31 protein-coding genes are annotated in these 24,619 nt (G+C 70.3%); 30 read left to right on the top strand and 1 reads right to left on the bottom strand.

Going from position 1 to position 24,619, the window contains the following annotated elements; genetic code table 11:
• Positions 1–2 precede the first annotated feature (2 nt).
• Entirely contained in the window at positions 3–848 is an 846-nt protein-coding gene (locus WEB29_07475) for an IS1 family transposase (GenBank protein ID MEX2136780.1), read from the bottom strand.
• A 632-nt stretch (positions 849–1,480) separates the two neighbouring features.
• On the opposite strand from WEB29_07475, the gene infA reads away from it, so the two are divergent.
• The 30 genes from infA to WEB29_07325 all read left to right on the top strand — a co-directional run bounded on the left by infA (position 1,481) and on the right by WEB29_07325 (position 24,614).
• A complete protein-coding gene (infA, locus tag WEB29_07470; protein ID MEX2136779.1) occupies positions 1,481–1,699 on the top strand; it encodes a translation initiation factor IF-1 in 219 nt (72 codons plus the stop codon).
• Positions 1,696–1,809 carry a 50S ribosomal protein L36 gene (gene rpmJ / locus WEB29_07465; GenBank protein MEX2136778.1) on the top strand — a complete coding sequence of 38 codons (114 nt, stop codon included), beginning with the start codon at positions 1,696–1,698 and terminating at the stop codon, positions 1,807–1,809. Before infA ends, rpmJ begins: the two co-directional genes overlap by 4 nt.
• A 6-nt stretch (positions 1,810–1,815) precedes the next feature.
• Positions 1,816–2,187, top strand: coding sequence for a 30S ribosomal protein S13 (gene rpsM / locus WEB29_07460; protein ID MEX2136777.1), 372 nt, complete (start codon positions 1,816–1,818; stop codon positions 2,185–2,187).
• 15 nt (positions 2,188–2,202) lie between these two features.
• The gene (gene rpsK / locus WEB29_07455) at positions 2,203–2,598 is read left to right on the top strand and encodes a 30S ribosomal protein S11 (GenBank protein MEX2136776.1); all 396 of its coding nucleotides are present in this window, start codon (positions 2,203–2,205) and stop codon (positions 2,596–2,598) included.
• 4 nt (positions 2,599–2,602) lie between these two features.
• A complete protein-coding gene (gene rpsD / locus WEB29_07450) occupies positions 2,603–3,229 on the top strand; it encodes a 30S ribosomal protein S4 (GenBank protein ID MEX2136775.1) in 627 nt (208 codons plus the stop codon).
• Positions 3,230–3,250: 21 nt separating this feature from the next.
• A complete protein-coding gene (locus tag WEB29_07445) occupies positions 3,251–4,270 on the top strand; it encodes a DNA-directed RNA polymerase subunit alpha (protein MEX2136774.1) in 1,020 nt (339 codons plus the stop codon).
• Between the two features lie 15 nt (positions 4,271–4,285).
• Positions 4,286–4,627: a 50S ribosomal protein L17 gene (gene rplQ / locus WEB29_07440; GenBank protein MEX2136773.1), complete on the top strand. Its 342-nt coding sequence runs from the start codon at positions 4,286–4,288 to the stop codon at positions 4,625–4,627.
• Positions 4,628–4,700: 73 nt separating this feature from the next.
• Positions 4,701–5,471 carry a tRNA pseudouridine(38-40) synthase TruA gene (gene truA, locus WEB29_07435; GenBank protein MEX2136772.1) on the top strand — a complete coding sequence of 257 codons (771 nt, stop codon included), beginning with the start codon at positions 4,701–4,703 and terminating at the stop codon, positions 5,469–5,471.
• The gene (gene rplM, locus WEB29_07430) at positions 5,468–5,914 is read left to right on the top strand and encodes a 50S ribosomal protein L13 (GenBank protein ID MEX2136771.1); all 447 of its coding nucleotides are present in this window, start codon (positions 5,468–5,470) and stop codon (positions 5,912–5,914) included. Before truA ends, rplM begins: the two co-directional genes overlap by 4 nt.
• Positions 5,911–6,303, top strand: a complete 393-nt coding sequence (gene rpsI / locus WEB29_07425; protein MEX2136770.1) for a 30S ribosomal protein S9 — start codon at positions 5,911–5,913, stop codon at positions 6,301–6,303. The genes rplM and rpsI overlap by 4 nt, the downstream gene beginning before the upstream one ends.
• 64 nt (positions 6,304–6,367) lie before the next feature.
• Positions 6,368–7,351 (top strand): diadenylate cyclase CdaA, encoded by a 984-nt coding sequence (gene cdaA, locus WEB29_07420; GenBank protein MEX2136769.1) that lies wholly within the window; start codon positions 6,368–6,370, stop codon positions 7,349–7,351.
• Positions 7,352–8,575: a CdaR family protein gene (locus tag WEB29_07415; GenBank protein MEX2136768.1), complete on the top strand. Its 1,224-nt coding sequence runs from the start codon at positions 7,352–7,354 to the stop codon at positions 8,573–8,575.
• Positions 8,575–9,903: a phosphoglucosamine mutase gene (gene glmM / locus WEB29_07410; GenBank protein MEX2136767.1), complete on the top strand. Its 1,329-nt coding sequence runs from the start codon at positions 8,575–8,577 to the stop codon at positions 9,901–9,903. The genes WEB29_07415 and glmM overlap by 1 nt, the downstream gene beginning before the upstream one ends.
• A 15-nt stretch (positions 9,904–9,918) precedes the next feature.
• Complete coding sequence (glmS, locus tag WEB29_07405) at positions 9,919–11,748, top strand: glutamine--fructose-6-phosphate transaminase (isomerizing) (GenBank protein ID MEX2136766.1); 1,830 nt, start codon at positions 9,919–9,921, stop codon at positions 11,746–11,748.
• A 19-nt stretch (positions 11,749–11,767) separates the two neighbouring features.
• Positions 11,768–12,148 carry a holo-ACP synthase gene (gene acpS, locus WEB29_07400; protein MEX2136765.1) on the top strand — a complete coding sequence of 127 codons (381 nt, stop codon included), beginning with the start codon at positions 11,768–11,770 and terminating at the stop codon, positions 12,146–12,148.
• 4 nt (positions 12,149–12,152) lie between these two features.
• Positions 12,153–13,055 (top strand): NAD(P)H-hydrate dehydratase, encoded by a 903-nt coding sequence (locus WEB29_07395; protein MEX2136764.1) that lies wholly within the window; start codon positions 12,153–12,155, stop codon positions 13,053–13,055.
• Positions 13,052–14,206 carry an alanine racemase gene (gene alr, locus WEB29_07390; GenBank protein ID MEX2136763.1) on the top strand — a complete coding sequence of 385 codons (1,155 nt, stop codon included), beginning with the start codon at positions 13,052–13,054 and terminating at the stop codon, positions 14,204–14,206. The genes WEB29_07395 and alr overlap by 4 nt, the downstream gene beginning before the upstream one ends.
• Before the next feature lie 40 nt (positions 14,207–14,246).
• The gene (locus tag WEB29_07385; protein MEX2136762.1) at positions 14,247–14,498 is read left to right on the top strand and encodes a hypothetical protein; all 252 of its coding nucleotides are present in this window, start codon (positions 14,247–14,249) and stop codon (positions 14,496–14,498) included.
• Complete coding sequence (locus WEB29_07380) at positions 14,499–15,341, top strand: DUF6754 domain-containing protein (protein ID MEX2136761.1); 843 nt, start codon at positions 14,499–14,501, stop codon at positions 15,339–15,341.
• 5 nt (positions 15,342–15,346) lie between these two features.
• Positions 15,347–15,964, top strand: coding sequence for a hypothetical protein (locus WEB29_07375; protein MEX2136760.1), 618 nt, complete (start codon positions 15,347–15,349; stop codon positions 15,962–15,964).
• Complete coding sequence (locus tag WEB29_07370) at positions 15,954–16,829, top strand: hypothetical protein (protein ID MEX2136759.1); 876 nt, start codon at positions 15,954–15,956, stop codon at positions 16,827–16,829. Before WEB29_07375 ends, WEB29_07370 begins: the two co-directional genes overlap by 11 nt.
• The gene (locus WEB29_07365; protein ID MEX2136758.1) at positions 16,826–17,470 is read left to right on the top strand and encodes a hypothetical protein; all 645 of its coding nucleotides are present in this window, start codon (positions 16,826–16,828) and stop codon (positions 17,468–17,470) included. Before WEB29_07370 ends, WEB29_07365 begins: the two co-directional genes overlap by 4 nt.
• On the top strand, positions 17,467–19,134 hold the full coding sequence (locus tag WEB29_07360; GenBank protein ID MEX2136757.1) for a glutamate mutase L: 1,668 nt from the start codon (positions 17,467–17,469) through the stop codon (positions 19,132–19,134). The genes WEB29_07365 and WEB29_07360 overlap by 4 nt, the downstream gene beginning before the upstream one ends.
• The gene (locus WEB29_07355) at positions 19,131–20,171 is read left to right on the top strand and encodes a hypothetical protein (GenBank protein ID MEX2136756.1); all 1,041 of its coding nucleotides are present in this window, start codon (positions 19,131–19,133) and stop codon (positions 20,169–20,171) included. The genes WEB29_07360 and WEB29_07355 overlap by 4 nt, the downstream gene beginning before the upstream one ends.
• Positions 20,172–20,197: 26 nt before the next feature.
• Positions 20,198–20,674: a tRNA (adenosine(37)-N6)-threonylcarbamoyltransferase complex ATPase subunit type 1 TsaE gene (gene tsaE, locus WEB29_07350; protein ID MEX2136755.1), complete on the top strand. Its 477-nt coding sequence runs from the start codon at positions 20,198–20,200 to the stop codon at positions 20,672–20,674.
• A complete protein-coding gene (gene tsaB, locus WEB29_07345) occupies positions 20,671–21,306 on the top strand; it encodes a tRNA (adenosine(37)-N6)-threonylcarbamoyltransferase complex dimerization subunit type 1 TsaB (protein MEX2136754.1) in 636 nt (211 codons plus the stop codon). The genes tsaE and tsaB overlap by 4 nt, the downstream gene beginning before the upstream one ends.
• Positions 21,297–21,821, top strand: a complete 525-nt coding sequence (rimI, locus tag WEB29_07340) for a ribosomal protein S18-alanine N-acetyltransferase (protein ID MEX2136753.1) — start codon at positions 21,297–21,299, stop codon at positions 21,819–21,821. The genes tsaB and rimI overlap by 10 nt, the downstream gene beginning before the upstream one ends.
• Entirely contained in the window at positions 21,818–22,861 is a 1,044-nt protein-coding gene (gene tsaD, locus WEB29_07335) for a tRNA (adenosine(37)-N6)-threonylcarbamoyltransferase complex transferase subunit TsaD (protein MEX2136752.1), read from the top strand. The genes rimI and tsaD overlap by 4 nt, the downstream gene beginning before the upstream one ends.
• A complete protein-coding gene (rsmA, locus tag WEB29_07330) occupies positions 22,858–23,751 on the top strand; it encodes a 16S rRNA (adenine(1518)-N(6)/adenine(1519)-N(6))-dimethyltransferase RsmA (GenBank protein MEX2136751.1) in 894 nt (297 codons plus the stop codon). The genes tsaD and rsmA overlap by 4 nt, the downstream gene beginning before the upstream one ends.
• Positions 23,748–24,614, top strand: a complete 867-nt coding sequence (locus WEB29_07325) for a 4-(cytidine 5'-diphospho)-2-C-methyl-D-erythritol kinase (GenBank protein MEX2136750.1) — start codon at positions 23,748–23,750, stop codon at positions 24,612–24,614. Before rsmA ends, WEB29_07325 begins: the two co-directional genes overlap by 4 nt.
• Positions 24,615–24,619 lie beyond the last annotated feature (5 nt).

The following is a 24,619-nucleotide window of genomic DNA, read 5'->3' as shown; positions in this document are numbered from 1 at the left end:
CCTCAGTCGAGCAGCGCGGCGATCTCCTGCACGGTCCAAACGTGATCAGCCACGCCAGCCGCCATCGCCGGGGTCCGGTTCTTGTCGAGCGACCCGTGAGGCTTCGCGAAGTTGTAGGCCATGAAGTGCAGGCTGACCATCGCCGCGTGGTTCTCAACCTTCTTGGAGAACCCATTGGTCAGCCGTGTGAAGCGCCGCATGTTCATCCGCATGGTCAGGTTGTTGCGCTCGACGTAGGAGGTCGAGATATGGTCCGGGTCAGGGTTGCCGAAGATCACTCGGACTTCCTGCGCCGTGACTTTGTTGGGCGAGTACCGCCGCGCCGTGGGGGACGCGTCCTCACTAATCTCGACGCCGTAGGTCTTGATCAGCTGCGCGTAGTCGGCATCGGCTCCGAAGACCGTTTCGATGGCCGGGCGGTAGTCGCGCAAGCCATCGGTTGTGATCTGCACGCGGGTCGCGATCCGCGAGTAGAGGTCGGTGATGAAGTCGAAGGCCGCCCATTCGTCTCGCGTTCCGACCAGCCAGGCGGGGACCAACTTGGAGTCGGGATCAATCGCGGTCCAGGTCCACACGTCGCCATAGCCCCACTCCCCGGCGTGCTGCTCGGGGACGTTCTTGGCCTTCGCGTAGCAGAACGACCAAATCTCGTCGCACTCGATGCGCTCGGGTCGAAGGTTGCGCAGGGTCCGGTCCTGATATTCGGAGCAGGCCGCGCCCAGCTGCACCAGCAGGGAAGTGATCGTATTGCGGGCAGCACCAGTGATCCGAGCCGTGGAGCGGATCGAGTTTCCCTCGATCAGGCAGCGGATGATGGCGGTGCGTTCTTCGATGTTCAGGCGGTTCATGTTGACACTATGCGTGAGAGCCGTGACAACAGTGTGTCACGATGCGTGAGAGGAAAGATTGGGTTGGAGAGGCGGCGTCTACCGGGAGCGGCGCACCCACAACCCGATGGCAGCGGCCAAGGTCAGGACTGCAACAATCAGGTAAGCCCCGTTCTTGCGGACGACCTCAATGAGGTCCCACTCGCCCACCTAGGCCGAGCGCTCTCTATCCCAACGGGCCTTGGCGGCCTTACTCGCACTCGCGCTTCGCTCGGCGGCGGTCAACTTCGCCGCCCGAGCGTGCCCGCCGATCAGCCCGCCCTTGTGCCCACGCGCGATGGCCGCAGGGTCCTTGACCTTCTGCGGCTCGGGGGATCGCTGCCCAGTCGCCAGATCAACAACGGCCTTGGCTCGCTGGTTGGGATCGCGGGGCATCTTGGATCGCTGCATAGCCCGGCAAGCATAGCGGGAGGCGATGCGTGAGAGCAAGCGAGCCGGAATCCAAATTGAGCCACTACCCCGCTCTGATCGGCGTTGTGCTCGGCGTCCCGGCTCGTGTATACTGCTCCTTCCGTGGTCGCCCCGAGCGGCGGCCTTTCCGTGTGTTCCCAACCCCATTTGCAGCTAATCAGCAGTTCGAGGGTGCGTAGCGCTTGGCGAAGAAGGATGCGATCGAGGTCGAGGGCGAGGTTGTGCTGCCCCTGCCCAACGCGATGTTCAAGGTGCGACTGGAGAATGGTCACGAGGTCCTCGCCCACATCTCCGGCAAGCTGCGCCAGAACTTCATCCGCATCCTGCCCGGCGACACCGTGCGCGTCGAGCTGAGTCCCTATGACCTCACCAGGGGTCGCATCACCTACAGGATGAGATGAAGGTTTCTGCCTCGGTCAAGCCGCGTTGTGAGCGGTGCAAGGTCATCAAGCGCTCCGGCGTGGTCATGGTCATTTGCGTCATCCCCAAGCACAAGCAGCGACAGGGTTAGGGGCGGATGGCGCGTATCGCTGGCGTCGACATTCCCCGCGAGAAGCGGGTCGTCATCTCGCTGACCTATATCCACGGGATCGGGCCGAGCTCGTCACAGAAGATCCTTACGGCGGCCAACGTGCCGCAGGCGACCAGGGTCCGCGACCTCACCGAGGAGGAGGTCAACCGCCTCCGCGAGGTGATCGACAAGCGCTTCAAGGTGGAGGGCGACCTCCGGCGCGAAGTGAGCATGAACATCAAGCGGCTGATGGAGATCGGCTCGTATCGGGGCATTCGCCACCGGCGCAACCTCCCGGTGCGGGGTCAGCGCACCAAGACCAACGCCCGCCAGCGGCGCGGTCCGCGCAAGACCGTCGGCGTTCGGCGAAAGAAGTAGCGACACAGGAGTTTCATGGCTGAGCGGAAGAAGGCGACACGCACCAAGAAGCGCGAGAAGAAGAACGTGCCGACCGGGCACGCGCACATCCAGTCGACGTTCAACAACACGATCGTGACCATCACGGACATGACCGGGAACGTGATCAGCTGGGGAAGTGCCGGACTGGTCGGCTTCAAGGGCTCGCGCAAGAGCACGCCATACGCTGCGGCCCAGACCGCCGACGGCGCCGCGAAGCGCGCCATGGAGCACGGGATGCGCCAGATCGAGGTCTTCGTGAAGGGCCCGGGCGCCGGTCGCGAGCAGGCGATCCGCTCGCTCCAGACGGCCGGCCTGGAGGTGACCGCCATCACCGACGTCACGCCGATCCCGCACAACGGATGCCGCCCTCCCAAGCGGCGCAGGGTCTGAGCCGATGGCACGCTATACCGATCCGGTCTGCCGCATCTGCCGTCGCGAGGGGCTCAAGCTCTTCCTGAAGGGGAGCCGCTGCTTCAGCAAGAAGTGCGCCTTCGAGCGGCGCAGCACGCCGCCGGGCATGAACACCCAGCGCCGCCGCAAGGTGAGCGAGTTCGGCATGCAGATGCGCGAGAAGCAGAAGGTGCGCCGCAGCTACTCGGTGCTGGAGAAGCAATTCCGCAACTACTTCGCCAAGGCCGAGCAGCGCAAGGGGATGACGGGCGAGAACCTGCTGCGCATGCTCGAGATGCGCCTCGACAACGTCGTATTCCGCATGGGCTTCGCGCGGTCTCGGGCCGAGGCGCGCCAGCTCGTCAACCACCGGCACTTCGCCGTGAATGGCCGGCCCACCAACATCCCGAGCTTCGGGACCAAGGTCGGCGACCGGATCGAGGTCCGCGAGAGCCGGCGCGGTCGGGAGATCTTCAAGACCGCCGCCGAGACAATGAAGTCGGCAGCGATCCCCGAGTGGGTGAGCATCGATGGGGCCAAGTTGGCCGGATCGGTGCTGGCCGAACCCGCGAGGGAGCAGATGCCGCTCGAATTCAACGAGCAGCTCGTCGTCGAGTACTACTCGCGATAGCAGCAGGAGTCATACGCCTTCATGATCGAACTTGAGTCCACGCCGACCACCCGCATCGAGGAGGTCGAATCGCGCGGCGACCTGTCAATCTTCGAGGTCAATCCCCTGGCCGATGGCTACGGGGTGACGCTCGGCAACGCGCTGCGCCGCGTCCTGCTGAATTCGCTCGAGGGAGCTGCCGTCACGTCGGTGCAGGTGGCAGGCGTCTTCCACGAATTCAGCACCATCGACAACGTCAAGGAGGACGTGACCCAGATCGTCCTCAACATCAAGAAGCTGCGCCTGCGCTCGTTCGCGCGCCACGCGGTCACCCTCAAGCTGATGAAGCACGGGGCCGGTCCGGTCACCGCCGCCGATATCACCGAGTCGGCCGACGTCGAGATCGTCAACCCTGACCTGCTCCTGCTGACCCTCGACTCGGATGCCGGATCGATCGAGATGGACCTCACCGTGGAGACCGGCGTCGGGTACCGACCCGCCGAGCACGCGGAGGATCTGCCGATCGGGATCATCCCGGTCGACGCCATCTTCACCCCCGTGCGCCGCGTGAACTTCATCGTCAGTGACACCCGCGTGGGTCAGATGACCAACTTCGACCGACTGACCCTCGAGATCGAGACCGATGGCACGACGACCCCCAAGGCGGCGCTGTCGAGTGCCGCCGAGATCCTGGTGCAGGAGTTCAGCCGCTTTGCCGAGATCGGGCGCCGGCCGCTGCCGGGGACCGAGGATGTCCCGGCCCTGGTGAGCGCCAACCTGCTCGACGCGCCGATCGAGGAGCTCGACCTGCCAATGCGGGCCTACAACAGCCTGAAGCGCAACAACATTACCAAGATCGGGCAGCTCCTGGCGCTCGGCGACGACGAGCTGCTGCGGATGCGCAACTTCGGCAAGAAGAGCCTCGACGAGATGAAGGAGCGCCTGGCGCTCCGCGGCTTCATCGTGCCGGAGAGCGGCGCGGGGAGCGTCGACGAGTCCGACCTGCCGGCCACGGCCGAGCTTGACGAGGCGGTCGCCGCCGAGCTCGATCGAGAGGGCTGAGCGATGCCCCATCGGTTGGCCGGCCGCAGGCTCGGCCGCACGAGCGAGCATCGCCTGCACATGCTGGACAACCTGGCGGTATCGGTGCTCCGCTACGAGAAGGTCAGGACCACCGAGGCCAAGGCCAAGGAGGTCCGCGGGCGCGTGGATCACATGATCACGCTGGCGAAGCGTGGCGACCTCTCAGCACGCCGCCTCCTGATCTCGGCAATGCCGGACGAGCCCCTCATCATCGACAAGCTGATGGGCGAGCTGGCCACCAAATACGCCGACCGTACCTCTGGCTACACCCGCATCGTCAAGATCGGGCCGCGGCTGGGAGATGCGGCGGCCATCGTCCAGATCGAACTGGTCTAGCGAGACCAGCGCGCCTGGGCGGACAATGGAAGACGGACCGATGCCAACCGCTGGACGACGATGTGCACGGGCGGTGATCGAGTACGACGGAACCGACTTCGCCGGATCCCAGTACCAGCCGCGGGTGCGGACGGTGCAGGGGGAGCTGGAGGAGGCGCTTAACAGACTGACCGGCGAGCGGACGAGAGTCAGATTCGCCGGGCGAACCGATGCCGGGGTGCACGCCACCGGCCAGGTCGTGGCCTTCTGCCTCGTTCGCCGCCCTCGCGGCGAGGGGATCGGATGGCCGGAGCTGCGGCGACGACTGAATGCCGTTCTCCCGCCGGACCTGGCATTGCGGTCGCTCCGCCCAGCGTCCGCGGGATTCGACCCGCGGCGTGACGCTCGCACGCGCATCTACCGCTACCGAATTCGGATGGCGGGCGACAAGCGGCCAGCGGACCGGTATCGGACGCTCGAGATCCAGGATCGGCTCGACGTCGCGGCCATGCGGGCCGTTGCGGCGGAGCTGCCCGGCAAGCGAGACTTCGCAGCGCTGGGGAGCGATGCAGAGGGCCGAACCATCCGTCACCTGCGGGAGGTGTCGGTCGTGCACCGCGGGACCTCCGTGGAGATCCGGGTCACGGCCAACGCGTTCCTGAGGCGAATGGTGCGCAGCATCGTGGCCATCCTGCTGGAGGCGGGGCGGCGGAGGCTGGCACCGGGATCGGTCGCCGGGTTGCTCGACGCGGGAGAGCGTGCGCTGCACGGGCGCGCGGCTCCGGCGCGTGGGCTCACGCTCGAGCGGGTCATCTATGCGAAGGCGACATCGGCAGCAACCGGATCGAGGAAGAAGGCAACGTGACAACGTACGCAGTCAAGGCGAGCGAGATCGAGCGCAGCTGGTGGGTGGTGGATGCCACCGACCAGACGCTGGGTCGCCTCGCCACGCGCATCGCCACGCTGCTGGAGGGAAAGCACAAGCCGATCTACTCCCCTCACCTCGACACCGGCGACCATGTGGTCGTCATCAACGCCGCGCAGATCAAGGTGACCGGCAACAAGCTGCTGCAGAAGGCGTACTACCGCCACTCCGGCTACCCGGGCGGGCTGAAGGAGGAGAGCCTGCAGTCCCTCATGGCTCGAAAGCCCGAGATCGTGATCGAGCGGGCCGTGAAGGGGATGCTGCCTCAGAACCGCCTCGGTCGGGCGATGTTCAAGAAGCTCCGTGTCTACCGCGGGGCGGAGCACCCACATCAGGCTCAGCAGCCGACCGCTGTTGAACTTCAAGAGGAACGCAATCGGTGAGCACGACCTATGTCTACGGAACCGGGCGACGCAAGGAGGCGGTCGCCCGCGTGCGGCTGCTGCCGGGTGACGGCAGCATCGTGGTGAACGGCAAGGACGCCGCCGATTACTTTGGCGGGACCCCCGGACTGGCCACCCTCCGTCTTCCCTTCCGGGTGACCGAGACCGAGGGTCGCTACTCTGCCAGCGTCCTGGTCGCCGGCGGTGGCTTCTCCGGGCAGGCTGGAGCCATCCGGCACGGGATCGCCCGGGCGCTGCTCAGCGCGCACCCCGACGCACGGGGCGCACTGCGGGCGGCGGGACTCCTGACGCGCGATCCGCGCGCCAAGGAGCGCAAGAAGTACGGCCTGAAGCGAGCTCGCAAGGCACCGCAGTACACCAAGCGCTAGCCGCGGTATACCGAGTGGCGCGGAAGGGGGAGTCCGGGGCCCTTTGGTATCATCGGTCCCCTTGTTGGACTCCATCGCTGACTTCCTCAGGCTCTATCTGCTCGGCAGCTGGACGTCGGTCGTCGACATCCTGCTGGTTGCGATCGTCATCTACTGGGTCTTCATCCTGATCCGCGGCACACGAGCGGTCCGGATCGTGATCGGCCTTTCGATCCTGTACCTGGTCTACCTCGTGGCGGAGGCGAGTGACCTGCGGCTCCTGTCGACGCTCCTGCAGACAGGCGCGGTGGTCGGTCTCTTCGCGATCGTCGTCGTTTTCCAGCCGGAGCTGCGGCGTGCTCTCGAGCAGATCGGCCGCTTCGGCTCGTTCAATCGGTTCTTCGTGAGCAGTGACATCGCAGAGGCCGAGCGGGTGGCCCGCGAGATCAGCCGGGCAGCGCGCCTGTTGGCAGGCTCGCGGCACGGTGCGCTGATCGTGCTCGAGCGCGAAACGGGACTCGCCGATCTCGCCGCCGAGTCCGGGGTGCTCCTGCACGCCGACCTGCGAGCCGAGCTGCTCGCGACCCTCTTCTATCACGGGACGGCGCTGCATGACGGCGCGGTGATCGTCTCCGGCGATCGGATCCTGGCGGCCGGGGTCCTGCTGCCACTCTCCCAGAATGTGCTCGACTCCGAGCGCTACGGCACGCGCCACCGGGCGGCCATCGGGATCAGCGAGCAATCGGACGCGATCGTGGTGGTCGTCTCCGAGGAGACCGGGTCGATCTCCCTCGTGATGCGCGGCCGGATCGAGCGCAATCTGACCGAGGAGCAGCTGCGCAGGCGGATCCTCAACCTGATCCGCCCACAGGCTCCCCGTCGGCAGGCCCCGCTCCTGCGGCGCTCGCTGGAGGGCCGCTGGGGGGTCGCTACCCCGGACGCGGAGCCGCCCATCGATCCTGATGCGCGGGTCGTCGAGGCGACGGGCGACGACAAGCCGATGATCTCCGGCGGCGCAGCGGAGCCGCCCGAGCCGGCCGCCGCCGCTCCCTCCCCGAAGCGCCTGTAGATGGGCTGGCTCTTTCGCAACTGGGCCCTGAAGCTGGGCGCCGTGGCCCTGGCCACGATCCTGTATACGGGCCTGGTCTTCTCGGGCTCGTTCAGCGACAAGACCTTCCCCGGCGTCTCGGTCACGGCTCTCGCCCAGCCGGAGGGGACGTACCTGCTCACGCAGCAGCTCGGGACGGTCGACATCAAGTACCGCAGCGCCACCGACCCGCCGGCCACCGTGACGGCCGAGTCGTTCGCCGTCACCATCGACCTGGCGACCTACGACATGTCCCAGGCGCCGCAGGTGCAGTCGCTCAAGATCCAGGTCCGTCCCCTGAGCGACGGCGTGGAAGTGCTCAGCTTCACGCCGAATGCGGTCTCGGTGGCGCTCGACCGCCTCGACCAGGTGCAGGTCCGCATCGCGGTCGATTCCGGTGACGTGCCAGCGGGCCTGGAGATCAGCTCGGCGCAGCTGAGCGTGCAGGAGGTCACGGCCAGCGGCCCGCAGAGCCTGCTGGACCGAGTCGACCGTGCGCTCGCCACGGTCCGCATCGACCCCTCCGGAATCGACTGCTGCGGCCAGGTCGACCTGGTGCCGGTCGACATCGATGGGCGTCGGGTGGAATCGGTGGAGCTGAACCCGTCCACGGTGCGAATCCAGATCGAGGTCAACACGGTCGAGACCAGCCGCACGGTGCCGATTCGTCCCCTGCTGATCGGGGCGCCGGCGGCGGGCTTCGAGGTCGGCACCGTGACCGCCGACCCATCGGTGGTGACGCTGCGCGGCGGACCCGAGGTGCTGGCGACCATCGGTGAGGTGCTGACCGAGCCGATCAGCCTGTCGGACAGCAATTCCACCCTGCGGGCGACCGGCACGCTGGTCCTGCCCGAGGGAGTGCGGCTCGCGGATCCCGCGGCGTCCGAGCCGACCATCGTTGTCCAGATTCGCGAGACGATCGCCACCCGAACGCTGCTGCTCGGCCTGGTGTGTGCCGGGGCTCCTTCGGGAAGCGCCTGCCTGCCCCAGATCCAGGAGGTTGCCGGCACCGTGAGCGGAACGGTCTCGGACCTCGATGCAATTGACCCTGGCGAGCTGACCGCGACCCTCAATGTCACGGGGCTCGGCCCGGGGGATCACCTGGTCCAGCCGACCGTGACCCTCCCCCAGGGGGTGACCCTCGTCACCATCTCGCCGATCTCGGTCACGGTCACGATCGTTCCGCCGGCGACGCCTGCGCCCTGATGGGTCGTCTTTTCGGAACGGACGGAATCCGCGGCGTCGCCAATGTCGACCTGACGCCGACCCTCGCCTACGACCTGGGCCGCGCCGTCGGGCATCTGCTCGAGGCATTCGGGCGTCGCGTGGTGATCGGGCAGGACACCCGCCGGTCGGGAGACATGCTGGTCGCCGCCGTCTCGTCGGGCCTGACCTCGGTCGGGGCGGACGCCATTCAGCTCGGGGTGGTGACCACGCCGTGCCTGGCGCACGCCGCCGCGAGCGGTGAGTACGCCGCGGGGATCATGGTCTCCGCGTCCCACAACCCGGCAGATGACAACGGGTTGAAGGTGCTCTCGGGCGGACGCAAGATCGACGACGAGGTCGAGGAGGAGATCGAGCACCTCCTCTTCCAGGCCGAGTCACTTCCCGGGATGCCCAATCGGCAGATCGGGCGGATCACGCGTGACCCACGGCCGATCGAAGCCTACCGCGCCTCACTGATGGCGGAGGCGGGCGATCTGCTGCGCGGAAGGCGGATCGGGATCGACTGCGCCAATGGCTCGGCTGCGGCGATCGCTCCCGACCTGCTCCGGGAGCTGGGGGCGAGCGTCACCGTGCTGTCGGCATCCCCCGACGGGACGAACATCAACCTCGACTCCGGCTCGACCCAGCCGCAGGCGCTGGCCGCCGCGGTGCTGGCCGAGGGCCTCGAGATGGGGATGGCATTCGACGGCGACGCGGACCGGCTGATCGCTGTCGATGAACGTGGCTCGGTCGTCGATGGCGACGGGGTGATGGGCATCTGCGCCCTGGCGCGCCTGGCCGAAGGGGCGCTGCGCAACCGGATCCTGGTCACGACCATCATGAGCAACGGCGGCCTCGACCGCGCCGTCGCCGCCGCCGGAGGGCGCGTGATCAGGACCCCGGTCGGCGATCGCCATGTCTTCGAGGCGATGGAGCGGTCCGACGCGTCACTCGGCGGCGAGCAATCGGGCCACATCATCTTCCGCGACCTGGCCGTGACCGGGGATGGGATCCTCACCGGCATCCAGCTGCTCCGAACCCTGCGCGATACCGGCGCCACGCTCGCGGAGGCGGCTGCCCAGATCCAGATGCTGCCGCAGGTGGTGATAAACTCGGCCGTCCGCCATCGGGACCAGTGGGAGGTTGATCCGGAGTTCGCGGTCGCGGTGGCAGAGGCCGACGCCCGTCTCGGCGCGCGTGGAAGGATCCTGGTGCGACCCTCCGGGACAGAGCCAAAGATCCGGATCATGGTCGAGGGCGAGGACGCGGACGAGATCAACCAGATCGCGCGGGAGCTGTCCGAGCTCGCGCATGCCAGATTGAACTAGGAGTCACCAGAAGTCATGTGCGGCATCGTCGGGTACGTCGGCCCGCGTGACGCGGCGCCGATCCTGCTGGAGGGGCTGCGTCGGCTCGAGTACCGGGGCTACGACTCGGCCGGGTTGGCGATCCTCACCGACGCCGGTGAGATGTTCGTCGAGAAGAAGGCGGGGAAGCTCTCCAACCTGACCGAACACCTCAACGGCGACGCTCCCGCCGGGCACCCCGGCATCGCCCACACCCGCTGGGCTACCCACGGCCGCCCGAATGACGCCAACGCCCACCCGCATCGCGACTGCAGCGGTCGCCTGGCCCTGATCCACAACGGGATCATCGAGAACTACGCCGAGATCAAGGAGCGGCTGCTGGCCGGCGGCCATCGCTTCACCTCGGAGACCGACACCGAGGTCCTGGCGCACCTGATCGAGGAGCGTTACCAGGGCGACCTGCTCGAAGCGGTTCGGGATGCGCTGGGCGAGGTGCGCGGTGCGTACGCGATCGGGGTGATGCACCTTGACCAGCCCAACCGGATCATTGGGGCTCGCATGAACGTGCCGCTGATCGTCGGGCTCGGAACCGGCGAGGCGTTCCTGGCGAGCGACGTGCCGGCGATCCTGGAGCACACCAAGAACGTCGTCATCCTGGAGGAGGGCGACATCGCGGACGTGACGCCGGAGGGGGTCACCATCATCGGCATGGACGGCGTCCGCGTCGAGCGCCCGGTCACCAGGATCCGGTGGAACATCGCTGCTGCCGAGAAGGGTGGCTTCCCGCACTTCACCCTCAAGGAGATCTACGAGCAACCGCACGCCATCGGTGAGGCCCTGCGCGGCCGAGTCGACCAGGCCGGCAACGTGAAGCTTGCCGAGCTGGATGCGATCGAGGACAAGCTGCGTCGTGTCGAGCGGGTGTACGTGGTCGGCTGCGGGACGGCACGCTACGCGGGCGAGGTTGGGGCGCACCTCATCCAGAGCTGGGCGGGGCTGCCGGCGAATGGACAGATCGGCTCCGAGATGCGCTACTCGCCGCCCCCCATCGATGACCGAACGCTCGTCATCAGCGTCAGCCAGTCGGGTGAGACGGCCGACACCCTGGCGCCGCAGAAGCTCGCCTCGGAGCGAGGTGCGGTGATCGTGGTCGTCACCAACGTGGTCGGCAGCGCGCTCACCCGAGAGGCGGATGCGGTCTGCTACCTGCAGGCCGGGCCCGAGGTGGCCGTCGCGTCGACCAAGGCGTTCGTGACCCAGGTTGTGGTGCTCGAGATGATCGCCCTCCACCTGGCGCAGCTGCGCGGCACGCTGAGCGACCGGCGGCGCCGCTCGTTCGGGCTGGCCTTGCGTGACCTCCCCGGCCAGGCGGCCGAGGTCCTCAAGCTCGCTCCGCAGGTGAAGAAGCTGGCCAGGCGCTGGGGCGGCGTGCGCGACGTGATGTTCGTCGGTCGAGCGCTCGGATTCCCTGTCGCCATGGAGGGTGCGCTGAAGCTCAAGGAGCTTTCCTACGTTCACGCCGAGGGGTATGCGGCCGGCGAGCTGAAGCACGGCCCGATCGCGCTGCTCGACCCCCACACCCCGCTGGTGGCGATTGCGAACAAGAGCGCCACCTACGACAAGGTGGTCAGCAACGTCGCCGAGGTGCACGCCCGCGAGGCGCCTGTGGTGGCGGTCGCGACGATCGGGGACGAGATGATCGATCGATACGCGCAGGACGTGCTGTACATCCCGGAGACGCCCGAAGAGATGGCGCCGGTGATCGCGATCGTGCCCCTCCAGCTGCTTGCCTACGAGGTGGCCGTCGCGCGCGGCGCGGACGTCGACCAGCCCCGCAACCTGGCGAAGTCGGTCACGGTCGAATAGCCGCAGCCGCACTGCCGCGATGAGCCGCCACGAGATCGGTGTCGACCTGATCGACATCGACCGCATCATCTCGACCCTTGGCCGCTTTCCCGATCGGTTCCGTGAGCGCGTCCTGACCGACGGCGAGGCTCGCTACTGTGGGGCGCGGGCCGAGCGAATCGCCGGCCGCTGGGCCGCCAAGGAGGCGATCAGCAAGGTGCTGGGCCTGGGCGTTCGCGGCGTCGGCTGGCGGGAGATCGAGATCCTGCCCAACTGGGCCGGCGCGCCACAGGTCTACCTCCACGCTCGGGCCGCGGCCCGCGCGGCGGCGCTCGGGCTCGAAGACGTGACGGTGAGCATTTCGCACGAGCGGCACATAGCGGTGGCGGTGGCGGTCGCGCATCGCGCACCGGACGCCTAGGCCGATGGAGGTCGTGGGCCTGACCCAGGAGTGGGTCGCCAGGAGCCTCCCGGCCCGGCCACCACGTGCACACAAGGGCACATTCGGGAGGCTGCTCATCGTCGCCGGCTCCCTGGAGTACGCAGGCGCAGCTCTCCTGGCCGGGCTCGGGGCCATTCGCACGGGCGTCGGCCTCGCGTGCCTGGCCACGCCGGAGGCGGTGGGCACCCGGCTGATGGGGCTCGTCCCTGAGCTGACCTCCATGCTGCTGCCCGAGGAGGCGCCGGGCCTGACCGCCCCGGGTGGCTGGCGTCGCCTGGCCGCTGAGGCTCCGACCTATGACGCCCTCGTCGTCGGTCCAGGGCTCGGCCGGCAGCCGGCCACCCTGCGCCGGGCACGCACCTTCATCAGCGAGCTGCGCCGTCCTGCCGTGATCGACGCCGATGGGCTCACCGCTCTGGCGGAGGTCCAGCGCTGGTGGCAGTCGGTCCGCGCGCCGCTGGTCCTCACCCCGCACCCCGGTGAGTTCGCCCGCCTGATGCGGGTGCCGGAGGCGGAGTCGCTCGCCGATGACGATGCACAGCGCGCCGAGGCGGCTCGCGAGGCGGCGGCGAGCTGGGGCCAGGTCGTGGTGCTGAAGGGCGCATACACCGTGATCGGGTCACCGACCGGCGGCCTCCTGCGTTCCGACATCGCCACGCCGGCGCTCGCCACGGCAGGCAGCGGCGATGTGCTGGCCGGCGCGATCGGCGCGTTTCTGGCGGCCGGGCTGGATCCATTCGACGCGGCCGGATGCGGGGTGGCGGTGCACGGCGCCGCCGGGCTGCTGGCCGAGGATCGGATTGGCCAATCCGGGGTGGTGGCGCGCGACATCGCCAACCTGCTGCCGACGGCGATGCAGCAGCTTCGCGGCGGCCGGGGCCGATGAGCCTCGCGCCGGCGCGCAGCCCGCACCGCGCCTGGATCGAGGTCGATCACGACGCCCTGGTCGGCAACCTCGTAGCGCTTCGTCGCCTCGCCGGGGATCAGATGAGCGTGATCGCGGTGGTCAAGGCCAATGCCTACGGCCACGGGGCGATCGCGGTATCCCGCACGTTGCTGGACCACGGAGTGGAGCGCCTCGCCGTGGCCACGCTCGGGGAGGCGCTCCAGCTGAGGAATGCCGGCATCGAGGCCCCCATCCTCGTCCTGTGGGCGCTGGGAGCTCCCGAGGCCGAGCGGGCCGTCGCCGCCGACCTTGAGCCGGTCGTCTACGACGAGGCGGGGATCGAGCTGCTCGAACGGGCGGCCGCGGCGCTCGGGCGGCGGTCATCGGTGCAGCTCAAGATCGACTCCGGGCTCGGGCGGCAGGGGAGCGATCCGGGAGTGGCGGTCGAGCTGGCGCTGCGCATCACGCGCAGCCGGCAGCTGCACCTGAGTGGCACCTTCAGCCACCTGGCGGTCCCCGGTGAGGACGAGGCGTATACCGACGTTCAGGTTCTGCGCCTGGCCCAGGCGCTCGACGCCATGCGATCGGCAGGCGTCGATCCGGGAATCGTTCACCTGGCAGCCACCGGGGGCGTGCTGGCCGGATCGGGCACGTTCGGCGACGCGATTCGCCCCGGCCTCGGACTGTACGGCATGGCTCCCGTCTGGGCAGCTGGCCGTGAGCTGGGTCTGCAGCCCGTCCTCTCACTCAAGGCGCTTCCATTGCGGATCTTCAATCTTGCCGCCGGAGAGGGGATCGGCTACGGACTGCGTTTCCGAGCCGAGCGCGCGACACGCATCGCCACCCTCGGGATGGGGTATGGCGACGGGTGGCCGCGCGCCCACGCCAACAACGGCTGGGTGCTGGTGCGCGGCGTTCGTCGCCCGGTCGTCGGCGCCGTGAGCATGGACGGCATCACCGTCGATCTGGGCGATCTTGATGATGTAACCTACGCCGACGAGTTCGTCCTGATCGGCGAGCAGATGCGTGCCCGCATCGACGCCGATGAGGTCGCCGCGCAGCGACGCACCATCAACTACGAAGTGACGACCGCCCTCCGTGACCGCCTCCCGCGCGTGCATCTGCCGGAGGCAGCCGCGAACGCCGGGTGAGGTCGTCGAGCGAGCGACCATGACGCAGGGAGGGTGCAGCGTGAAGCGGGCCGACGCCCTCGCCGATGAGCTCGAACGACGCGGAGTCGGAGGGCCAGCCGCCATCCTGATGGATGCCCATCGGCCCCTCCTGCCGCTCCTTCGACAGGGTGTCATCTTCCTTGGCCCGCTCCTGAACCCGCTGCTGGGCGCGCGCCGCTTCGGCCTGCTGCGGCAGGCCCTGGACGACTCGGCCACCTACGACCGCATCGCCGCCAGGCTGGCCGGTGGGCGCCCGGATCGAACGCCCTAGATGCCCAACCTCGGCGAGCTCGCCTCGTACCTGGTCGGTCTGCTGACCGACACCATCGGCTCATCGTCGATGCGCCTCGGCGCCGCTCCCACGGTCGCCATCCTGGTGGTGCTGCTCGTGCTCCTGTCGCTCGTCGCTCGACCCGGTGCGCGGTGGATCGGCTCGGACCTTGGCGGACTCGCGCGGGTCGGTCGGATGATGGCGCTCGCGGCCGAGTCGGGCGCCGACGCGACGATTTCACTGGGCAGCGCCGGCGTGAGCCGAGCGGCATCCGCGACCGACCGCTTGCAGACGCTCGCCGCGCTGCCGCTGCTCGGCCATGTCGCGGACGCGGCCGCACGCGCCGGCGTCCCGCTTCGGGTGACGACGAACGATCCGGTCGCGGCGCTGCTCGCGCAGGCGACGCTCGCGGGGGCGCACCGGCGAACGGCCACGCCGGAGCGCGCCTCTGCGGCGGCGGTGGAATACCTCGGCGAGGGTCGGTCCACCTCCGCCGCCTCCGCCCTCGCCACGGCTCAGCCACACGGCGTGGCCGTTGTCGCCGGCGGGCTCGGCGAGGATGCACTGCTCGTGTTCGACGGGGTGCTCGGTGACGCCGAATGGAGCCTCGCCGCCACGGCGAGCGGCTCCCAGGTGGCCGGCCCGCTCCTCAATGGCGACGGGAGCCTGGTCGGGCCTGCCTTCTTCCAGGCGGCAGGCGAGATCGGCGCCGCCGGCCAATCGCGGACCGCGGTGCGGGCTGCGAATCGCCTGATCTGGAGCGCCGTCGCGCTCCTGCTGATCGGCTCCCTGATCACGTGGGCCGGCGGGCCACAGGTCGCTGCCTTCCTGACGGGACGCTGACCGCGATGCGTCGCTCGATCATCGCCGGCATCGTCCTGGTGACGGGGCTGCTGGTCCTGTTGGACCTGATGATCGTCAACCCCTCGCTCCACGGTGCGGCGGGCGCGGTCAATGAGCTGCTCGTGCTGCTTGCCGCCGCCGCGGCGGTGGGAGGCGGCGCCACGCTGGTGGCACACCACGCTCGCAACCTCTCGGCGGGGGACGGCGATTCCACGGCCTCGATCGTTCTGCTGCTGGGGATGGCCTCGATCCTGGTGGCCGGCCTGCGTCCCGGATCGAGCGGGAGCTCCGACCCGGCGGTGCTGTGGCTGGTGGCGGCGCTGCTGGCACCGATCGCGGCATCGGTCTTCGCTCTCCTGTTCATCTTCCTGCTCGCCGCCTTCCGGCGTGGATTCGCACTGCGCATCCGCGAGACCACACTGATGGCCGGGGCCGCGGCCGTCGTCATCGTCCTGCTGCTGCCGGTGGGCGGCGAGGCCGGCGACTGGCTGGCCGCGGGTGCGGGGTGGGTGCGCGACGTCCCACTCGCCGGCGTCTTTCGCGGGCTGCTGATCGGCATCGGGATCCTGGTCGCGGTCAGCGCCGCCCGCACGCTGATAGCCGTTGACGGCGATGACGAATAGCGTCTCGCCGACCCTGGTGAGCGCGGAGACCGCCGCCCGGCTGCGCCGCGCTGGCCCGGCCCTGCTCCTGCTGCTCGTGCTCGGTGTGGCTTCGCTGCTCTCCGCGAGCACCGACGGATTGCGCCTGGCAAGCCCGGACCGATCGCACGTGGATCAGCTGCGGAGGGCGATCGGGGAGCTCCCGTCCGGGGCACTGGTTCTGGTCGCGTTCGACGCCGACCTGGGGACCTACCCGGAGATCAGGGCGACGACCCGCGCCGCGGTTGGCGACCTGGCGGCCCATGATGCGCGGCTCGCCATCGTCAGCTTCACGCCGGAGGGTCGCGCGATTGCCGCGGCGGAGCGTGAGCGCATCGCTCGAGCCGGCACGGAGCAGCCGCCCGCTGACCTCGGGTTCATCGCGGGCGCCGAGGCCGGCCTGGTGCGCAGCATCGAGTCGATCGTCCCGTCCGCGGCTGAGGGCGGGACCTTCGATGCGATCCGCGCGCGGGGTGGGGGCATCGGCGCCTTTGATATGGTCCTGATCGTGTCGGGGAGTGACATCTCGGCGCGCAGCTGGGTCGAGCAGGTCGGGACGCGCCTCCCCGACCTGTCGATGGTGGCCATCGCTCCCACCTTCCTCGATCCGGAGCTCGAGCCCTACCTGCGGTCGGGCCAGCTGACCGCGCTTCTTGCCACCCTGCGCGAGGGAGTGGCGTACGTCGAGGCGGTCTCCGCGGGATCGCCAACAAATCCCGGGCCGATCGCCGGCCCGCTGCCGATGCTGATCGGCATGCTCGCAGCGCTGGCGGTCCTGGCCGAGAGTGCGTTCCGCCACCTCGGTCGCCGCGGCCGGCGCCCCGCGGGCGGCCGCGCGCCGTCATGAACGGTTTCGCCGGCGCCGATCTTGGCGGGACGGTGGCGACCTGGGTGGCGGCCGTCGCCACCATTGCGGTATGGTCCTACCTGGTCGGCTGGCGGCGGCTCTTCGTCCTGATGCAGCACCTGCTCGCCGGCCTGGCGACCGGGTACCTGGTCCTGCTGGCGATCCGCGATGTGCTGGTGCCGCGATTGGCGGTGCCCCTGATCGAGAGCCCTCCTGACCGGCTGCTGCTGGTTCCCGCCCTGGTACTGGTGGCGATGCTGATCGGTGCCCGGTGGCTCCCCCGACGGGTCATGGCACCCGTGGCCGCGATCCTGGTCGGCGGGATCGCCGCCTTTGCCCTGGGGGGCGCGGTGGTCGGCACCGTCCTGCCGCAGATCGCCGCCGCTCTGCCGAGGGCCAATGCAGCCTCGCCTGACCTGGCGGGTGAGGTGGTCTCGCTCGCCATCACCTCGCTGGTCCTGCTCGCCTTCCTGCATGGGACTCCCCGTGGGAGGCTGACGACTCGCGGAGCGATCGTCGGTCGATGGCTGCTGGTCGGGGGAATCGGCGGCTGGCTCGGGTTCCTCGTCGTCAGTCGCCTCTCGCTGCTCGTCGACCGAGTCGGATTCCTGCTCGGCGATTGGCTTACTGTCCTCCGATGACGACCGATGCCCCTGCGCGTGAGCCCGGCCGCGCCACGGCCGAGTTGTCGCTGCTGGTCGACATCGGCTCCGCCTGGACGAAGGCGGCCGTGGTCGGTCGTGCGCTCGGCCGATGGAGGATCGCGGCGCACGCCGCACAACCCAGCGCCTGGGACGAGGACGAGCTGATTGCCACCCTGGCGGCTCGGCTGGCCGGCCCGGCCGATCCTCGCGTCTCGAGGCGGATCGCGGCCCTCCTCGCGGACGCGCCCCGCATCGCCGTGCACACGCCTGCCCGGCCGGGTCGCATCGCCCTCGCGGCCGTCTCATCGGAGCTGTCCGGCCATGCGGCGCGTCGAGCGGCCGAGGCTGCCGGCTGGGTGGTTGTCGAGGCCGTGACGGTCGATGACGGCCGACCCGTGGTCGAGCGGCTCTCCGCGCTGCAGTCCGCCGAGGTCGACGCCTGGCTCATCGCCGGGGGCTTCGACGAGGAGGGGGGTGAGGGCGCGCTCGAAGTGGCCGGCCTCGTGGCGGCGGCTCGCGGCGGCGGCCGATCGCCCGTCGTGTGGGCGGGCTCGGCGGGCCTCACCGAGCGGGTCGGGGCCTTCTTTGAGCCGGGCGTCCTGAGGGCGGTCGCCAATCCCCGTCCCTCTGCCGACCGCGAGAACCTGCTTCCCCTGCGCCGATATCTCGACGGCCTGATCGAGCGCCTGGTCGAGCGCGGGGCTGCGCGGCAGCTGGCGCCCATCGGATTCGGTCGGGCGGTGGCTGAGCTCGCCCGTGCGTCGCGCCTTCGCGTGGTCGGAGTGGACGTCGGCGCCCGATACGCGACCTGGGCCAGCGCGGACGAGAACGGCATGGCCGACAGCCGGGTCGTCGCGCTCGGTGGGCTTGCATCGCCAAGCCTGACGGCACCGGGCGGTCCCGCGCGTATCGCCCGAAGCCTGCCCCTGGCGCTCGACGAGCTGGCCGTGGCGGATGCCCTCCAGAACCTGCGCGCCCGCCCCGGATCGATCCCCCAGACCGATGAGGAGCTGGCGGTGGTCCACGGCGCCGCCCGGCACCTGCTCGCCGACCTGGCGGCCAATGGTCCGCAGCCCGAGGGGGTTGACCTGCTGATCGGCTCGGGGCGCACGATCGGCAGCGCGCCGCTGCCGGCCCAGGCGATGCAGATGCTGCTCGACGGCATTCGCCCGATCGGCATCGTGCAGGTCGCCATCGATCCTGCCGGCGCGCTGGGGCCGCTCGGCGCACTGCGCGACGACGAGATCGTGGAGGGCCTCGGAACCCTGCGCGACGACCTGCTGACGCCGCTCGGCGCCGCGGTCGTCACCCGTGGCGGGCGCACCGGCCATCTCTCGATGCGCGTCACGGTGCATCGGGTCGGCTGGCGCTCGCTCGGCCCGATCGAGGTGCGTCCCGGACAGCTGGAGGTAGTGCCGCTGCCGCGTGGGCAGGTGGCCGAGCTCGAGATCGAGCTCGATCCCGGGGTGAGTCTCGGCGCACCGCGCCGCACCCGCCGCCTGCGGGCGTCCGTCAGCGGCGGCGCGGTCGGGGTGGTGCTGGATGCGCGCGACGCTCCGCTCCTCCTGCCGCGGCGCAGCGACGATCGGCGGGCGGTGCTCGGCGCATGGCGCGACACCTTCCAGCGCGAGGTTCGGCCGCCGAGCGAGGGGGCGGCATGATCGAGGCGTCACTGCATCGCATCCACCTGCCGCGGGGAACGGCCGTCAGCGTGCGCGTGGGTGCCGAGATCAGGCCCGATGAGGTCATCGGACTGCGGCGCGGGGCGATGGCGCCGGTCCGGGTGCCCGTCACGCGCCCTCTCCACCGTCAGCCGGGCGAGATCGAGGAGCTGCTCGTGGTGCGGCCCGGTGAGCGGGTCGAGGCCGAGCAGCCGCTCGCGCTGGTCGAGGGTGGCGGCGTGGTGCTCGCCCCCGTCGCCGGGCTGGTGCTGGCGGCCTCGGGACGCGATGGGACGCTCCTCCTCGCTCCGCTCGCCGCCGAGGAGACGGTGATCGGGCACGTTCGCGGTCGGGTGCGCGCCGTCGAGGAGGGGTCGCTGGTGATCGAGGTCCCCGCGGCGCGGCTGCACGGGGTGGGGGGCAGTGGCGAGGCCGTGCACGGAGAGCTGGTGGTCGGGGTACCGAATCCCGGCGACGAGCTCCGGGCGGGCGCGATCGACGCGGGCGCCACGGGGAAGATCCTGGTCGGCGGATCCCGAGCCTCGGCCGAGACGCTGACCCGGGCCCGGGCGATGGGGGTGGCCGGCATCGTGCTCGGCGGCGTGCTGGACAAGGAGCTGCGCGACTTCGAGGCGATCCAGCGCCGCCGGCGCGAGGCGGGCGGTCTGACCGGCTCGTTCGGAATCCTGCTGGTGGAAGGGTTCGGCAAGGTCGGAATCGATCCCCAGCTCTTCGGATGGTTCCGCACGCACGCCGGCCGGGTCGCAAGCCTCTTCGGAGCCGATGCGCTCCTCTACGTGTATGACGCGGCTCCGCTGCCGACGCGTCGCGCGCTGGCCCGGGTCGGGGATCGCGTGATCGCCCATCGGCGCCCGTTCCAGGGGCGGGGTGGCGTGCTGGTCGCGGTGCTGGAGGAGATGCACGCTGCCCAATCGGGGATTCCGACGCGCATGGCGCTCGTGCGCTTCGAAGATGGCAGGCTTGCCCCGGTCCCACTGGCCAACATCGAGGCCACGGTGCTGCCCGAAGGCCGCTGAGAGGCGGCTCCCGTATCCTTCGCGCCATGCAAGGCCAGGGAAGTCTGAGCACGGCTGCGGCGCAGGAGACGAGGGCGATCGGCCGCGCGCTCGGCTCGCATGCGCACGCGGGTGCCCTCCTGGCGCTCATCGGACCGTTGGGAGCCGGCAAGACGGAGCTGGCCAAGGGGGTGGCCGAAGGGTTGGGGGTGACGAGCGTGGTCAACAGCCCGACGTTCGTGCTCATGAATGAGCATGTCGGCCGGCTGCGGCTCTTCCATATCGACGCCTACCGCCTCGACGATCCAGAGGAGGCGGTCGCCGCCGGCCTGTTCGACGATCGACAGGCCGCGGGGGTGGCGGTGGTGGAGTGGGCCGATCGGCTCGCCGATCGCCTGCCCGCCGAGCGACTGGAGCTGACCCTGCTGCCCGAGCCGGACGGGAGCGACCAGCGGCGCATCAGCTGGCGGGCGGTCGGCGCCGCCCACCTGCGGCTCGCCGACGACGCGCTGACGACGCCATGATCATCGCCATCGAGAGCGCCTCCAGCGATCCGTCGCTCGCGCTGACCGCAGGGGATGGTGTCGCCTTCGCCACCGACGGCTGGGCCGGCGAGGGACGCCAGGCAAGCGAGCTGTTGCCGCGCCTGCTGGTCCTGCTGGCGCGCGCCGGGCGCGACCTGCGCGAGGCGACCGCGGTCGCAGTCGGCGTGGGACCCGGCTCGTTCACCGGCCTGCGCGTATCGATGAGCCTGGCCAAGGGGATGGCCCTGGCCCTGCGCGTGCCCGTGGTCGGCATCCCCAGCCTCGAGGCCTGGCTCGAGGCCGAGCCGCGCGCCGCGGCTGCGATCGTCCGGGCCGGGGCGCAGGACGCTTACCTGCTCACGCGCGGCACCGCGGAGCCGCAGATCGTCGCAGCATCCGACCTCCGGGCTCTGGTCGGCGGGTCGCCGCTGGCGGCTCCATCCGAGCTTGCCCTGGCCTTCGGCCTGTCCGGAACGCTTCCACCGCACGAGGCCGCGGCTGCCGTCGGGCGACTGGCGGCGGCGCGGCTCTCCCTGGTTCCGGGCGGGGACGATCTGGCGCGACTCGAGCCGTGGTACCTCCGGGCCGCAAGGGGTGTCACATCCTCGGAGGCGGTGAGCCGATGGCCGTGAGCGCGCCGCTGGTGGTTGGGCCGATGCGGATGGCCGATGTCGCAGCGGTCCTCGAGATCGAGCGGCTCAGCTTCAGCTCGCCCTGGCCTGCGTTTGCGTTCGAGCAGGAGCTGACCGCGAATCGCCTGGCCCACTACCGGGTGGCGCGCCTGGGGGACCGCGTGGTCGCCTTTGGGGGCATCTGGCTGATGGTCGATGAGGCGCACATCACCACCTTCGGCGTGCATCCCGATCATCGCCGGCGGGGGATCGGCCGACGGCTCCTACTCCAGCTCGCCGAGGTGGCCATCGAGCTCGGGTCGGCGCGCATGACCCTGGAGGTGCGGATCAGCAACCAGCCCGCGCAGCGGCTGTATGGGTCGTTCGGCTTCAACGTCACCGGGCGCAGGGTCGCCTACTACAGCGATGACGGCGAGGACGCGCTGGTGATGACCACCCCCGATCTGGCCGGCCTGGCAATGCAGGCCGTGCTGGCGGCCGAGCGGGCTCGGGCCTCGGAGGACGACGCCCGATGAGTGGGCCGCGGGTGCTCGCCATCGAGACGAGCTGCGACGAGACCGGCGTGGCGGTCGTGAGCGGAGGCAGGCGCATCGCCTCGAGCCAGGTCGCGACCCAGATCGCCCTGCACGCCGAGACCGGGGGCATCGTGCCCGAGGTGGCGGCGCGCCAGCAGCTGCGCTGGATCGTGCCCACCGTTCGCGCCGCCATGGCCGAGGCCAGTGTCGACTGGGACGATCTCGACGCGGTGGCAGTGACCTATGGCCCCGGCCTGATCGGCTCGCTGCTGGTCGGGGTCAACGTGGCCAAGGCGCTGGCCGTGGTGCACGACCTGCCGCTGGTCGGGATCAACCATATCGAGGGCCACATTTACGCCAACTGGCTGACCGATGCGCCCGCCGAGGATCCACTCCCCGCCGAGCCGCCGTTCCCGCTGCTCTGCCTCGTGGTCAGCGGGGGGCATACCCAGCTGGTATTGATGCACGATCACGGTCGGTATCGGCTCCTGGGTCAGACCGTCGATGACGCCGCCGGCGAGGCCTTCGACAAGGTCGGGCGGCTGCTCGGCCTGCCGTACCCGGGCGGCCCGGCCATCAGCGCCGCCGCCGAGGGGGCGACGGCGGCGACCCGCTTCCCGCGAGCGCGCACGGTAGGCCCGTACGACTTCAGCTTCTCGGGGCTGAAGACGGCGGTCCTGCGCGAGGTCGCCGGCTACCGGGTTCGCAATGCCCCGATCCCGATCGACGGCCTGGCGGCAGCCTTCGAGGAGGCGGTCGTCGACGCTCTGGCGACCAAGACCGTCGCCGCGGCGGACGAGCACGGCGTGGCCGCGGTGGCGATCGGTGGTGGGGTAGCCGCCAATGCGTCGCTGCGCAGCGTCCTGCGTGACCGGCTCGACGCCCTTGGCCTCCCGCTCCTCGTGCCGCCGCCTGCCTGGTGCACCGACAACGGGGCGATGATCGGGGCCGCCGCCGGCTTCCGCTTCCTCGCCGGCGATCGTGCCGGCCCGGCGCTCGAGGCGATTCCGAACCTCTCGCTGGCGTGGGCCGACTCGTGAGCGGCCCGCTTGCGCCCGAGCGGCTCGTGCCGCCGACGCCGGGTCAGCTGCGCCGCCTCCTGGCCGCCGAGCGGCTGCGGCCGCGCAAGGCGCTCAGCCAGAACTTCCTGACCGACGCCGCCGCCCTCGACGCGATCGTGGCCGCGGCCGAGCTGGTGCCGGGGGACCGGGTGGTGGAGGTGGGGCCCGGGCTCGGGGTGCTCACCCGCCGCCTGCTGGCCGCTGGCGCAACCGTGCTGGCGGTGGAGCTCGATCCGCGCCTGGCCGCGTACCTGCGGCGGGAGCTGAGCGGGGCCGCCGGATTCGAGCTGATCGAGGCCGATGCGCTCTCGCTCCATCCCCGCGAATGCTTCCCGGGCGAGGACTTCAAGCTGGTCGCCAACATCCCGTACCACATCACCAGCCCGCTGCTGCATGCCTTCCTGGAGGGCGATCGGCCTCCGCAGCTGGCAGTCCTCCTGGTGCAGGCCGAGGTGGCGGCGCGGGTGGCGGCCGCCGCGGGCCAGATGAGCTACCTGTCGGTCTTCGTCCAGAACGTGACCGATGCCGAGATCGTCGGCCGCGTGGACGCCGCCGCCTTCGAGCCGCCTCCCGAGGTCGACTCCGCCATCCTCCGGTTGCGCCGCCGCGCCACGCCCCAGGTCGCGGCGGGGCCGGGACGAGAGCCGTTCTATCGGCTGGTCCAGGCGGGCTTCCGCCAGCGACGCAAGCAGCTCCACAACGCGCTCGGACGGGAGCTGCCCGTGCCGCGGACGGCGTTAGAGACCGCGTTCGCGGCGTGCGGCATCGACTCGGAGCGCCGGGCGCAGACCCTGGCCCTCGGTGAGTGGGACTGCCTCCGCGGGCATCTCGTACCGCTTCTCGATACGACGACGGCGGGCGACGATTGACGCCGCTCAGCCTCGAGGCTCCGGCCAAGCTGAACCTGTCCTTGCGGGTGGTGGGACGGCGGCCGGATGGATTCCATCTGCTCGAGACGGAGATGGTGCTGCTTGAGCTCGCCGATCGGCTGCTGCTCCTGCCGGGAGCTCCGGGGCTGCGGGTCGAGGCGGCGCCGGGCGATGACATCCCCACCGATCACAGCAACCTTGCCTGGCGCGGCCTCGTCGCAGCCACCGGCGCGCAACCCGACCAGGTCTGTCTGGCGCTCGAAAAGCGGATCCCTTCCGGCGCCGGGCTCGGCGGGGGCTCGTCGGATGCCGCGGCGGCCTGGCGCCTTGGTCGAAGGGCTTCGGGCGCGCCGGATGTGGCCGCGCCGGCCGATCTGGTCTCGCTCTCGCGCCTCGGCGCCGACGTGCCGTTTTTCGCTGCCGCTGCCGCCGCCGCTCGCGTGACGGGTATCGGCGAGGTGGTGACGCCGCTGGGTGGCCCTGCCCCAGCCAATGCCATCCTCGCCCACCCAGCCTTCCGGCTGTCGACCGAGGCCGTCTTCGGCGAGCTGCGTCCAGCCGACCTGGCCGCGGATCGGCCCCACGCCAATGACCTCCTGGCGCCCGCGCTGCGCCTGCGCCCCGAGCTGGGCGACCTGATGCGGCACGTCTCGGATGCCGGGGGCGAGCCGCTCCTGACCGGTTCCGGATCCACGATCTTCGCGCTGACCGACGACGCCGAGCGCGCGACGGCGATCGCCGCCCGCCTCCGAAGGACCGGCGTGCGGGTCACCCTGACACGCCTCCGGCGGGAGCCGGCAGGGATCCTCGAGCTCGGCGAGGCGCCGCAGGATGCTGGCGCCACGGCGCCGAGCATGGGATGATCGAA

Source organism: Chloroflexota bacterium (genome assembly GCA_040902225.1).
Taxonomy (GTDB): Bacteria; Chloroflexota; Limnocylindria; order QHBO01; family QHBO01; genus CF-167.
This window is presented reverse-complemented; position numbering and strand designations above follow the sequence as displayed.